Genomic DNA, 12332 nt, shown 5'->3' with positions numbered 1-12332 from the left:
TTAAAAAAGTGCATCAACATATTCTTGGGCATTAAAAACTCTTAGATCATCTATAGACTCGCCAACACCAATGTATCTTAATGGAGTGGGTTGCTCCTTGGCGATTGCCGCAATTACACCGCCTTTGGCTGTACCGTCAAGCTTGGTTAAAGCAAGACCTGTAATACCTAAGGCTTCATTAAATATCCTGAGTTGACTGATAGCATTTTGGCCTGTATTAGCGTCTAAAACGAGAAGAATTTCATGGGGAGCCTCCAAATGACATTTATTAATTACACGTTTAATTTTTGTAATTTCATCAATTAAATGTTTTTGCGTTGGCAATCTACCTGCTGTATCAGCAATAACAATATCAATATTTTTTGCTTTTGCAGAATTGATCGCATCGAAAATTACTGCACTTGGATCGCCAGAAGCTTGCGAAACAACGTGAACATTATTTCTTTCGCCCCAAACCTCAAGTTGCTCAGTGGCAGCCGCCCGAAAAGTGTCGCCTGCAGCAATTAGGACAGATTTATTTTCATCTAGAAAAATTTTAGTCAACTTTCCAATGGTGGTTGTTTTACCTGCACCGTTGACTCCAACCACCATAATAACAAAAGGGCTTGTGCCTTTTAATACAAGTGGATTTTGAATAGGGGATAACAGTTCGATTAATTTTTCTTTAAGTAAGCCTTTAATCTCATCTGCATTTTCAATCTTATTTTTTTTGATGGAGGCCCTAATGCTATCCAGGAGGTAGGTAGTAGCTGAAATACCTACATCAGAAGTAAGTAATATAGTCTCTAGCTCTTCAAAAAGCGCTTCGTCAATTTTTTTGCCAGTAAATAAAGAGGTAAGTTCGGTAGTTAATTTTTCTCTAGTCTTAGTAAGACCTTTCTTTATCTTGTCAGCTAGACTAAAAAAACCACTTTTTTTCTCTTCTTTTGGAGGGGCTTTCTCTTCTTTAATTTCAAGAGGTTTCTTTTTTAAAGCTTTTGGAGGGGGCTTAATTGAGGACTCAGTTTTTAAAGCTTTTTTCTTTTTTGGAAGATTAGGTGCTTTAGCAACTATTTTTTTGGGTGCTGAGGAAGTCTTCTTTTCTGGTTTTTTAATAACTTCTTTTTTTGCCGCAGGTTTTTTCTCTGGGCTATTTTTTTTAATGATCTTTTTTAGGAATTCAAACATTTTTTAAAATTTTAAGAACTTAATGAGATAAAGAAAAGTCTATGAAACATTGATATTCATTATAATAGCTAAATCATTTAAGGACGAGACGCGTTGTTAAAAAAAATTTTACTTCTTTTGTTGTTATTTCCAAGTTTGCTCTTAGCACAAACTCAAGAATTTAAGCTTTCTAATGGGTTAAAAGTTTTTGTAAGAGAAGACCATCGCTCACCTGTGGTTGTGTCTCAGGTTTGGTATCGAGCAGGGAGTCTTGATGAGGTAAATGGTAAAACTGGTGTAGCTCACGTTCTTGAGCACATGATGTTTAAAGGGACCAAGAAAATTAAGTCAGGTGAATTTTCAAGGTTGATAGCTAAGGCAGGTGGAAAAGAAAATGCATTTACAGGCGCCGACTACACGTGTTATTTCCAGCAACTTGAGAAATCAAATCTCGAACTTTCGTTTAAATTAGAGGCAGATCGCATGCAAAACCTTAATTTATCTAAGGAAGAGTTCGATAAGGAAATTAAAGTTGTCATGGAAGAGCGAAGATGGAGGACCGACGATAAACCAACTTCACAAGTAAAAGAACAATTTGCGTCAACAGTTTTTAAATCCCACCCTTATAGCAGGCCCGTAGTTGGATGGATGAATGATTTAGAAAACATGACGGTAGAAGATGCAAGAGAATGGTATCAAAACTGGTATGCACCCAACAATGCAATTCTTGTTGTAGTTGGGGATGTTCAAGCCAATGATGTACTAAATTTAGCAAAGAAGTATTTTGAAAAAATTCCTGTACGAAAAATTCCCGAGAGAAAACCTCAGGTTGAGCCTCAGCAAATTGGTGAAAGAAGATCGGTTATTAAGGCGCCAAGTGAATTATCCTATCTCTTAATGGGTTATCAAGCGCCAACTTTGATGGATCGTTTGGGCAATAATGAATCATCTTGGGAGCCTTACGCTTTAGAGATGTTATCTAATATTCTAGCTGGGAATAGCTCATCAAGACTTAATCAAAACATTGTAAGAAATCAACGTTTGGCAGTGAGTGTGAGCGCTGGATATGACTCAACATCGAGAGGAAGAATTAGTCTTTTTGAGCTGGAGGGCACGCCAAATGATTTTAAGAAGATCAATGAGCTTGAAAGTGCATTACTCCAAGAAGTTGAGAAAATTAAAAAAGATGGCGTAACTCAGGAAGAGCTAGATAGAGTTAAGTCTATGGTCATCGCAAGCGATGTATACCAAAAAGACTCAATGTTTGGAATGGCGATGGAAATTGGTCAGCTTGAAACAATGGATTATTCATTTCACTTAAGTGATGGTTATATTGAAAAAGTTAATAGTGTCACTTCTGAACAAATAAAAAACGTAGCTACGAAATACTTAACTCGGGATAAATTATCTATAGTCATTCTAGATCCGCAGCCAATGACCCAAGACACCTTACCGAAAGGGCGGCCTCATGTTCATTAAATTTATTCAAATTACTTTCTTGTTCTTATGTATTCTGCAAAATTCTTATGCTGCATTAAAAATTGATACATGGAATACGCAAGCAGGGGGGAAAGTTTTTTTTGTTGAGAATCATGATCTTCCTATACTTGATATCAATATAAATTTTTTTGCAGGTAGCGCTCAAGACCCTGTTGGCAAAGAAGGTCTTGCTAACTTAACTCGCCATCTTATGAGTTTGGGAGCTGCAGGTATCAATGAGGAAAAACTAGCCAATCAAATTTCAGATATTGGAGCAGTTATTAAAGGGGATGTTGATCTTGACAGAGCCTATTTTAAATTAAGAACCTTAAGCTCCTCTTCACAAAAAGATAAAGCGCTTACTCTTTTTAAAAATATAATTCATTCGCCTGATTTTCCACTACCAGTCATAGACAGAGAAAAAAATAGAATTATTGCGAGTATTAAGCAATCAATGACTCAGCCAGAAACGATTGCTAATTTAACATTCATGAAATCTATCTACGGTGATCATCCTTACGCGCATGATGAAGCTGGTAGCATAGATACACTTCAAAAGCTGAATCAAGAAGATTTGAAACAATTTTATAAAAACTATTATTTATCATCTGAAGCTACGATTGTAATTGTTGGTGATCTTAGCGCTGATGAAGCCAGAAAAGTAAGTGAATCAATCAGTCAAGGATTGCCTCAAGGAAATACAAAGCACAATATCAGTCCTGTGACAGGCCCAAATTATGTTGGCGTTAAAAAAATACAACACCCAGCAAAACAGGCTCATATTTTAATGGGCATGCCTGCATTAAAGCGCGGAGAAAAAGATTATTTTCCTCTTTATGTAGGCAATTATATTTTAGGTGGCGGTGGTTTTGTATCTAGACTAACGGAAGAGGTTAGAGAAAAAAAAGGATTAGTTTATAGTGTGTATAGTTACTTTATGCCTCTCTACGCTGAAGGCCCGCTTGAAATTGGGTTGCAAACAAAAAAAGAACAAGCAGATGAAGCGCTCGCTATTGTAAATAGCACTGTTAAAAAATTTATCGATGAGGGACCATCCGAAAAAGAACTTATGGCTGCCAAACAAAATTTGGTTGGGGGATTCCCTTTAAGGTTAGATAGCAATGCGAAAATTGTTGATTATCTAAGTATGATTGCTTTTTATGATTTACCTATTTCTTATATCGATAATTACATACAGGAAATTAAAAAAGTAACTATTAGTCAAATAAAGACAGCGTTTAAAAATAAGATTGATCCTAACAAACTTACGACTATTATTGTTGGTGCAGAATAGTTTTTGAAGATAGTCAAAAATCAAGTCAAAATTATTGGCGGAGCATGGAAAAGAAAAAATGTTTCTTTCATTGACGCCCCCGGACTAAGGCCTACCCCAGGAAGAGTTAGAGAGACTTTATTTAATTGGTTAGAACAAGATTTAACCGGTAAACTTTGTTTAGATCTTTTTTCAGGCTCTGGTGTAATTGGCTTTGAATCTCTCTCTAGGGGAGCTAAAAATGTTGTTATGATCGAAAAATCTCCTCAAGTTTTTAAAATGATTCAAGAAAATCAAAAACTCCTTCAAGCAGATGGAGCAGTTCTTCACCACACGGATGCGCTCACGTTTCTTGAAAAGAATACTACTAAGTTCGATATTATTTTCTGTGATCCACCTTTTAATGAGAGATGGGAAGATAAATTATTTCCTCAATTAGCTAACCATTTATCAGAGGATGGGCTAATATACTTTGAATCAGAAGCTAGCATAAAAGAATATAGCGTATTTAATATTGCAAAAAAAAGAAAAGCGGGTAATGTCTTTTATCATCTTGTTACATTAAAAAATAATGACTCAATCTAACCTATCTATTGCCATTTATCCTGGAACGTTTGACCCGATTACATTAGGTCATGAGAATATTGCCCATCGTGCCACAAGAATTTTCGATAAAATTATCGTAGCTGTCGCCTCTAATGCAAGTAAAAAATGTTTTTTCTCTTTTGAGGAGAGGGTAGGCTTAGTTAAGGCTGTATTTTCTGAGCATAAAGCAATTGAAGTTATTGGTTTTAACGGGCTTTTAATGGACTTTGTTGAAGCGCAAAATGCACATGTAGTAATTAGAGGACTCAGAGCTGTTTCTGATTTTGAATATGAGTTTCAATTAGCAGGCATGAATCGTAAATTATATCCAAATGTTGAAACGCTTTTTTTAACACCTTCCGAGCAATTTACTTTTGTCTCCTCGAGCTTAGTGAGGGAAGTCGCTACTTTGGGCGGAAATATAGAGCAATTTGTATCTCCAATCGTCAAGGAAGCCATGAAAAAAACTGGACGTTAATCATGGCTTTAATGATTACGGACGAATGTATTAACTGTGACGTATGTGAGCCTGAATGTCCAAATAATGCAATTTATCAGGGCATTCACATTTACGAAATTAATCCCCAGTTATGTACAGAATGTGTTGGGCATTTTGATAGGCCTCAATGTCAGGAGGTATGTCCCGTTGATTGCATTTCTCTCCATCCGGAATATAAGGAGTCTAAAGAAGATCTTATGCTCAAATATCATCACCTGCAAAAAGACAAAGTAAATTAGCAATGCGCGTCCTTCATACTATGATTCGTGTCAGTGACTTAGAAAAATCAATCGCTTTTTATATTAATATTTTAGGCATGAAACTCTTAAGGCGTCATGAATATCCGGATGGGAAATTTACATTAGCCTTTGTGGGATTCGGGGATGAAAAAGACCATGCTGTCATTGAGCTTACTTATAATTGGGGTGTTACAACTTATGATAAAGGTAACGCCTTTGGGCATATTGCAATCGAAGTTGAAGACGCGTATAAAAGTTGTGAGCTAATTAAAAGTAAGGGTGGAAAAGTTATTCGAGAAGCCGGCCCGATGCAACATGGGGCAACAGTCATTGCTTTTATTGAGGACCCAGATGGTTATAAAATTGAATTAATTCAAGCAGGCACCTTTTAATCAATCAAACAAACCTTTCATTTTATCAAGCCAACCTTTCGATTTTGGGCTGTGCTTGCCTCGATCTAACTGATTAATCTCTTCAAGTTCTTTTAATAATTCTTTTTGTCTGTCTGTGAGCTTTACAGGAGTTTCTATAGAAACATGACAATGAAGATCGCCAGGCACATTTTGTCTTAATGGCTTAATGCCTTTGCCTTTTAATCTGAAAACAGCGCCTGTTTGTGTTTCAGCAGGAATTTTCATTTTTGCATGTCCGTCTAAAGTCGGCACTTCAATTTCGCCACCAAGGGCTGCAGTAGAAAAACTGATTGGCATTTCGCAATGCAAATTTCCACCATCACGTTCAAATAAGTCATGTTTCTTAAGATGAACTACAACGTAAAGATCTCCCGGGGGACCGCCATTAATCCCAGACTCACCTTCACCTGACAATCGAATTCGATCGCCTTCATCTACACCTAAAGGAATTTTAACGGATAGTGTTTTAGTTTGTTTGACACGACTAGCTCCATGACAAGTCGAACAGGGCTCTTTGATAATTTTTCCTGTTCCATGACACTTAGGACATGTTTGTTGAACAGAGAAAAACCCTTGCTGCATTCGAACTTGGCCATGACCATTACATGTATCACAAGAAACAGGTTGTGTACCAGGTTTAGCGCCAGTTCCTTTACATGGCTCACAAGAAGTCATAACAGGAATACGTATTTTTGTTTCCGTGCCCTTTGCCGCATCTTCTAAACTGATTTCCATGTTGTAACGAAGATCAGCTCCACGATATACATTAGATTTTTGACCGCCACGACCCCCACCAAAAATATCACCAAAAATATCACCAAAGGCATCATTAAAGTTCGAATACCCTGCAGATCCGGAGCCACCCATGCTTGGATCTACACCTGCATGACCATACTGATCATAATTTGATCTTTTTTGTGAGTCCGAAAGTATTTCGTAAGCTTCTTTAGCTACTTTAAAATTTTCTTCAGCTTTTGGATTATCAGGATTGCGATCAGGATGAAATTTCATCGCAAGCTTGCGATAAGCTTTTTTTATTTCATCTTCTGAAGCGTCACGAGATATACCAAGAGTCTCGTAATAATCTTTTTTGGTCGCCATGATATTTTTTTCAAAAAGCAAAACAACATCAGAATTTATGATGTTGTTTTAGTGGTTAAAAGTTATTTATCTTGTTTGTCTTGTTTTACTTCTTCAAATTCAGCATCCATAACTTCAGCATCAACCGTTTTTTCTTCCTGAGGTGCTGAGCCAGCGTTAGGTTGTTGGGCTTGTTGTTCAGCATATATTTTCTCACCTAGTTTTTGCGATGACTCCATAAGCTCTTTAGTTTTAGCCTCAATCTCTTCCTTGTTGTCAGTCTTCAAAGACTCTTCTAAAGATTTTATAGCAGATTCAATTTTTTCTTTTTCTGCAGCATCTAATTTATCCCCATGGTCAGTGATTGATTTTTTTACTGAATGAATCATGCCATCTGCAGCGTTTTTAACATCCACAAGTTCTCTAATTTTACGGTCTTCATCAGCGTATTTAACTGCATCATCTTCCATTTTTTTAATTTCTTCTTCGCTAAGTCCACTATTTGCTTTAATCGTGATCTTATTTTCTTTGCCAGTAGCTTTATCTTTAGCTGATACATGCAAGATACCGTTGGCATCAATATCGAATGTCACTTCAATTTGCGGCGTACCTCTTTGTGCTGGAGGTATATCAGTCAAATTAAATTGACCTAGGCTCTTATTACCTGAAGCGATCTCACGCTCACCTTGAAGCACATGAATTGTCACAGCATTTTGATTATCTTCCGCTGTTGAAAATACTTGAGATGCTTTCGTAGGGATTGTTGTATTTTTCTTAATAAGTTTAGTCATGACACTTCCTAGTGTTTCAATCCCTAAACTTAAAGGAGTTACATCAAGCAGCAATACATCTTTTACATCACCTTGAAGAACGCCCCCTTGAATTGCAGCGCCTACAGCTACCGCTTCATCAGGATTCACATCTTTTCTAGGCTCTTTGCCAAAAATATCTTTTACTTTCTCTTGGACTTTAGGCATACGGCTTTGTCCACCTACTAAAATGATATCTGCTATGTCGCTACCAGTAACGCCCGCATCTTTCATTGCAACTTTGCAGGGCTCAATTGTTCTTTCAATAAGATCATCGACAAGAGATTCAAATTTTGCGCGCGTGATTTTTACGACAAGATGTTTTGGACCGCTTGCATCAGCTGTAATATAGGGAAGATTAACTTCAGTTTGTTGACTGCTTGAAAGTTCAATCTTTGCTTTCTCAGCGGCTTCTTTAAGACGTTGCTTAGCAAGTAAGTCATTTCTTAAATCGAGCCCGTTTTCTTTTTTAAACTCATCTGCCAAGAAATCTATTAAGCGATTGTCAAAGTCTTCACCACCAAGGAATGTATCCCCGTTTGTTGATAGCACTTCAAATTGATGTTCGCCATCAACAGTAGAAATTTCAATAATTGATACGTCAAAGGTCCCGCCACCTAAGTCGTATACTGCAATCTTTCGATCACCCTCTTGTTTATCTAAACCAAAAGCAAGTGCGGCTGCGGTAGGCTCATTAATAATACGTTTAACTTCAAGGCCTGCGATTCGGCCGGCATCTTTAGTTGCTTGGCGTTGACTATCATTGAAGTAAGCAGGCACTGTAATGACAGCTTCTGTGACTTCTTCACCTAAATAGTCTTCAGCCGTTTTTTTCATTTTTCTTAAAACTTCAGCTGAAATTTGGGGGGGGGCCATTTTTTGATCACGCACTGTTACCCAGGCGTCACCATTGTCAGCTTTTGAAATTTCATATGGCATTAAAACAATATCTTTTTGAACTTCTTTTTCTTCAAAACGGCGACCAATTAATCGCTTTACAGCATAAAGTGTATTTTTTGGATTTGTTACTGCCTGTCTTTTTGCTGGCGCGCCAACTAAGATTTCGCCATCATCTTGATAGGCAATAATTGAAGGGGTAGTCCTAGCGCCTTCTACATTTTCAATCACCTTAGGCTTTCCGCCTTCCATGACAGCCACACAGGAGTTTGTTGTTCCTAAGTCAATTCCGATAATTTTAGCCATTTTTTTTCCTTAAAAAATCTGTTTAATTTGTTAAATCTATAATTGGGATGATCTTGAATATTTCAAGTGCTTATGTGTTTTTAGTTTTAGAAACGGTTACTAATGCTGGTCTTATCACTCTTTCGTTCAATAGATAACCTTTTTGAAGCACTGTTAAAATTTTATTTGGCTCTTCTTCCGATTCCACCATGCTAATCGCTTGATGCTGATTAGGATCAAATTTTTCACCTAATGCTTTAATCTCATTGATTCCAAATTTTTCAAATACATTAATTAATTGTTTTTGTGTAATTTCAACACCATTCTTATAGCTTTCGAGGCTCGCATTTTCAACAGCAAGGGCAGCATCAAGGCTATCTTTGACAGACAGCAATTCGCCACTAAATCTTTCTAATGCAAATTTTCTAGCTTTATCAATATCTTCAACAGAACGTTTTATTATGTTTTCACCCTCGGCTTTAACATAAAGAACCTGTGCTTCAGCTTCAGCTAATTTTTCTTCTAGGAGATTTAGTTTTTCTTCTAGATTATTTGTAGTTGATTGATCTGAATGGTTTTCTGATTCGTCTGCGGATAAATTGTTTTTCTCTTCTGCGTTCATATTTTTACCTTTTAAATCTTTTAAAGATGCTACGTATTAAAATAAATTTGGGGGTGAAGTAGTAAATTTCAAGGGGTAGAAGTTAAATAATTGCTTCAATTTGAGAAATCGTGGATTCGGGGGTAGGTGTCACACCTATCTCACCTAGATTAACTGATGGCACCTTAATATTGGGATAAACTCCAGTGAGGTAAGGGTTGCTGTCCAAATAAAGACCAATAGTTGGAATGCCTAACGCATTGCCAAGATGGGTGAGGCCAGAGTCAACGCCTATGAGACATTTAGCCCCTGAAATAATATTAGCGAGATCACTAATATTCATTTTAGGCAGCACCAAAGAATTGGTTGAGGCTTTGCGGAGAGATTTAGAGAAATGATATTCCTCAAGATTGCCCCATGGTAAAAGAACTCTTAAGCCTAGGACATTAAAAAACTGAATAACTTTGAGCCAATGTTCCATGGGCCATTGTTTTGATTTTTTGCTAGATCCATGAATCAGAACGACATAGCGCTCAGAAAGATTAAAGTTGTTGATATTATGAATCTCTAATCCAAAATGAGCTGACTGATCTAATAATTCGTATTGAAAACATTTGGAAGCTAATTCTCGATTGCGAACAACTGCATGAATTTGCTTTGATACGGGATGTGTGTATTTATAAAAGTAAGAGGCAGCAGCTTCTCGGATAGAGGCTTTATCAAAACCATGAATATCCCCACGGGTAAATAAAGTAAAAAAAGCACTTTTTAAAAGACCCTGAAAATCAATAATAATATCGTAATGATTTTCTCGGATAGCTCTAATTGATTTATAAAGTCCAATCCAAGTTGATTTTTTTCTAAGATTTTTTTTCCATGATCTAAGAGAGATGGTTATGACAGAGTTAACACCTGGATGAAGCCTTGGCACATCTGCGAAGGATTCCTCTACCAGCCAATCAATAGAGCTCTCAGGGACAAAATACTTAATATCATTAATGACAGGCAAACAGTGAATAACATCTCCTAGTGAGGATGTTTTAATGATAAGTATACGAACCATATAGAGAATTTTCTCATATAAATCAATGCCTATAAATCATTTATATAATTAATTAATATTTAATCGTTTGACGCTTACTGAGTGTTTCTAGGATAATCTGTTATAGAAAGAAATTTTTATTCATTCAACTAAACGAATCTATTTAATGAAACATTCCATAGTCGAAATTACCGAAAGAATTAAAGAAAAAAGTAGACCAACACGTCTTGCTTATTTAGCTCGCATAGATGCTATGCTTCAAAGGCAGCGAGGAGCAGATCGCCTCGGCTGCGCTAACGTTGCGCATGCAATCGCTGCTCTACCTAAAAATGACAAATTAAGAATTGTTAGTGAGAAGAAGCCTAACATTGCGATTGTGACGGCTTATAACGATATGCTTTCAGCACATAAGCCTTATGAAAATTACCCTTCAATTATTCGCGATGAAGCGAATAAGCTCGATGCTACTGCTCAGGTGGCTGGAGGCGTGCCCGCTATGTGTGATGGCATTACACAAGGCGAGCCAGGCATGGAGTTAAGCTTATTTTCTCGAGATACCATTGCGATGTCATCAGCAATTGCTTTGTCACATGATGTATTTGATGGCGCTCTCATGTTGGGTATTTGCGACAAAATTGTCCCTGGCTTATTAATCGGCGCATTGCATTTTGGCCATTTACCTACAATTTTTGTACCCGCAGGACCAATGTCTACCGGCATTGATAACACTTCAAAATCTAAAGTACGGGAAAAATATGCACAAGGATTAGTGGGGCGCGAGGAGCTGCTGGCTTCTGAGTCTGCCGCTTATCACGGGGAGGGTACATGTACATTTTATGGTACCGCGAACAGTAATCAAATGTTAATGGAAGCTATGGGACTTCATATTCCAGGCGCTGCATTTATCCATCCAAGTGAAGATATTAGAGAAGAAATTACTCGAGAGTCAGTAAGATCTCTAATAAACATCATTGGAAGTAAACAGAAGAAGCCAATTGGAAAATTGGTAGATGAGCGAGTCATAGTCAATGCAATGGCAGCATTGCTAGCGACAGGTGGATCAACAAATCATCTTATTCATTGGGTTGCGATTGCAAGAGCTGCAGGAATTATTATTGACTGGACAGATTTCCATGATCTTGCAAAGTCGACACCATTATTGGCAAGTATTTATCCAAACGGCAAAGCTGATGTAAATGAATTTCAAACTGCAGGCGGGCCTGCATTTGTGATTCGTGAACTCATTGAGACTGGATGCATGTATCCGGATGTTATGACTATCAGCGAAGGCGGCTTGAAAGAATATACAAAAAAACCTAGTAAAGAAAAGGGCAAACTTATTTGGACTGATCTTCCTAAAAAAAGTGGTGACGAAACTATTGTCAGAACTGCAGATCATCCATTCAGCGAGTCAGGCGGACTTAAATTATTAAATGGTAATCTTGGACGATCAGTCATTAAAATTTCTGCGGTGCCAGAAGATCGATATATTATCGAAGGCCCTGCAATTATTTTTGATACACAAGAGGAGCTTCTAAGTGCTTTCGATAGAGGAGAGCTCGAAAAAGATTTTGTTGCAGTCGTAAGATTCCAAGGGCCTAAAGCAAATGGAATGCCAGAGTTGCACAAACTGACGCCACCTTTAGCTGTGCTTCAAAACAAAGGGTTTAAAGTGGCTATAGTTACAGACGGAAGAATGAGTGGCGCTTCAGGAAAAATTCCAGCCGCAATTCATTTAAGTCCAGAGGCTTCAGCAAATGGACCTATTGGGAAAATCCGTAATGGCGATACGATTCGATTGAATGCGTTGGTAGGTACTCTCAACGTTTTAGTTGATGAAGATACATGGCATGAAAGAGAATATGAAACACTCTCAGACAAACATAGAAATGATAATGCCCATGATATTGGCCGCGAGTTATTTGCTGGTATGAGAAAAAATGTGCTATCTGCCGAAGAAGGGGCAGTCACATGGCTTTAATAA

The 12332-nt window shown here is 37.4% G+C and carries 12 protein-coding genes; 7 read left to right on the top strand and 5 right to left on the bottom strand.

All coding sequences use genetic code 11. From position 1 onward, the window contains the following. The gene (gene ftsY / locus BN1208_RS05350; protein ID WP_046488597.1) at window positions 1-1167 is read right to left on the bottom strand and encodes a signal recognition particle-docking protein FtsY; all 1167 of its coding nucleotides are present in this window, start codon (window positions 1165-1167) and stop codon (window positions 1-3) included. A gap of 93 nt (window positions 1168-1260) precedes the next feature. Here ftsY and BN1208_RS05345 point away from each other — a divergent pair, with 93 nt between their 5' ends. Genes BN1208_RS05345 through gloA form a run of 6 tightly spaced genes read left to right on the top strand, consistent with a single transcriptional unit; the run spans window position 1261 to window position 5613 of the window. Next, window positions 1261-2625, top strand: coding sequence for a M16 family metallopeptidase (locus BN1208_RS05345; protein ID WP_046488596.1), 1365 nt, complete (start codon window positions 1261-1263; stop codon window positions 2623-2625). Next, a complete protein-coding gene (locus BN1208_RS05340; RefSeq protein ID WP_046488594.1) occupies window positions 2615-3919 on the top strand; it encodes a M16 family metallopeptidase in 1305 nt (434 codons plus the stop codon). Before BN1208_RS05345 ends, BN1208_RS05340 begins: the two co-directional genes overlap by 11 nt. Before the next feature lie 3 nt (window positions 3920-3922). Beyond that, window positions 3923-4483, top strand: a complete 561-nt coding sequence (rsmD, locus tag BN1208_RS05335; RefSeq protein ID WP_046488592.1) for a 16S rRNA (guanine(966)-N(2))-methyltransferase RsmD — start codon at window positions 3923-3925, stop codon at window positions 4481-4483. After that, window positions 4470-4961 carry a pantetheine-phosphate adenylyltransferase gene (gene coaD, locus BN1208_RS05330; RefSeq protein WP_046488590.1) on the top strand — a complete coding sequence of 164 codons (492 nt, stop codon included), beginning with the start codon at window positions 4470-4472 and terminating at the stop codon, window positions 4959-4961. The genes rsmD and coaD overlap by 14 nt, the downstream gene beginning before the upstream one ends. A 2-nt stretch (window positions 4962-4963) precedes the next feature. Further along, a complete protein-coding gene (locus BN1208_RS05325; RefSeq protein WP_046488588.1) occupies window positions 4964-5221 on the top strand; it encodes a YfhL family 4Fe-4S dicluster ferredoxin in 258 nt (85 codons plus the stop codon). A gap of 2 nt (window positions 5222-5223) precedes the next feature. Continuing rightward, on the top strand, window positions 5224-5613 hold the full coding sequence (gene gloA, locus BN1208_RS05320) for a lactoylglutathione lyase (protein ID WP_046488586.1): 390 nt from the start codon (window positions 5224-5226) through the stop codon (window positions 5611-5613). On the opposite strand, the gene dnaJ is transcribed toward gloA, so the two are convergent. The 4 genes from dnaJ to waaC form a co-directional block, all read right to left on the bottom strand. After that, complete coding sequence (dnaJ, locus tag BN1208_RS05315) at window positions 5614-6735, bottom strand: molecular chaperone DnaJ (RefSeq protein ID WP_046489345.1); 1122 nt, start codon at window positions 6733-6735, stop codon at window positions 5614-5616. It lies immediately after the preceding gene. A gap of 62 nt (window positions 6736-6797) precedes the next feature. Further along, window positions 6798-8726 (bottom strand): molecular chaperone DnaK, encoded by a 1929-nt coding sequence (gene dnaK / locus BN1208_RS05310; RefSeq protein WP_046488582.1) that lies wholly within the window; start codon window positions 8724-8726, stop codon window positions 6798-6800. 70 nt (window positions 8727-8796) lie between these two features. Beyond that, on the bottom strand, window positions 8797-9327 hold the full coding sequence (gene grpE / locus BN1208_RS05305; RefSeq protein WP_046488580.1) for a nucleotide exchange factor GrpE: 531 nt from the start codon (window positions 9325-9327) through the stop codon (window positions 8797-8799). Between the two features lie 82 nt (window positions 9328-9409). After that, window positions 9410-10369: a lipopolysaccharide heptosyltransferase I gene (gene waaC / locus BN1208_RS05300; RefSeq protein ID WP_046488577.1), complete on the bottom strand. Its 960-nt coding sequence runs from the start codon at window positions 10367-10369 to the stop codon at window positions 9410-9412. Between the two features lie 145 nt (window positions 10370-10514). Here waaC and edd point away from each other — a divergent pair, with 145 nt between their 5' ends. After that, window positions 10515-12329 carry a phosphogluconate dehydratase gene (edd, locus tag BN1208_RS05295; RefSeq protein WP_046488574.1) on the top strand — a complete coding sequence of 605 codons (1815 nt, stop codon included), beginning with the start codon at window positions 10515-10517 and terminating at the stop codon, window positions 12327-12329. Window positions 12330-12332: the final 3 nt, after the last annotated feature.

The organism is Candidatus Methylopumilus planktonicus (assembly GCF_000981505.1).
GTDB lineage: Bacteria > Pseudomonadota > Gammaproteobacteria > Burkholderiales > Methylophilaceae > Methylopumilus > Methylopumilus planktonicus.
Note: the sequence above shows the minus strand (reverse complement) of the source record. Positions and strands in the feature narration are given on the sequence as shown.

Bases quoted from the DNA above. Each gene is read 5' to 3' on its own strand.
- dnaJ (WP_046489345.1), bottom strand. From the start codon at position 6,735: ATGGCGACCAAAAAAGATTATTACGAGACTCTTGGTATATCTCGTGAC.
- edd (WP_046488574.1), top strand. From the start codon at position 10,515: ATGAAACATTCCATAGTCGAAATTACCGAAAGAATTAAAGAAAAAAGT.
- coaD (WP_046488590.1), top strand. From the start codon at position 4,470: ATGACTCAATCTAACCTATCTATTGCCATTTATCCTGGAACGTTTGAC.
- grpE (WP_046488580.1), bottom strand. From the start codon at position 9,327: ATGAACGCAGAAGAGAAAAACAATTTATCCGCAGACGAATCAGAAAAC.
- ftsY (WP_046488597.1), bottom strand. From the start codon at position 1,167: ATGTTTGAATTCCTAAAAAAGATCATTAAAAAAAATAGCCCAGAGAAA.
- gloA (WP_046488586.1), top strand. From the start codon at position 5,224: ATGCGCGTCCTTCATACTATGATTCGTGTCAGTGACTTAGAAAAATCA.
- dnaK (WP_046488582.1), bottom strand. From the start codon at position 8,726: ATGGCTAAAATTATCGGAATTGACTTAGGAACAACAAACTCCTGTGTG.
- BN1208_RS05340 (WP_046488594.1), top strand. From the start codon at position 2,615: ATGTTCATTAAATTTATTCAAATTACTTTCTTGTTCTTATGTATTCTG.
- waaC (WP_046488577.1), bottom strand. From the start codon at position 10,369: ATGGTTCGTATACTTATCATTAAAACATCCTCACTAGGAGATGTTATT.
- BN1208_RS05325 (WP_046488588.1), top strand. From the start codon at position 4,964: ATGGCTTTAATGATTACGGACGAATGTATTAACTGTGACGTATGTGAG.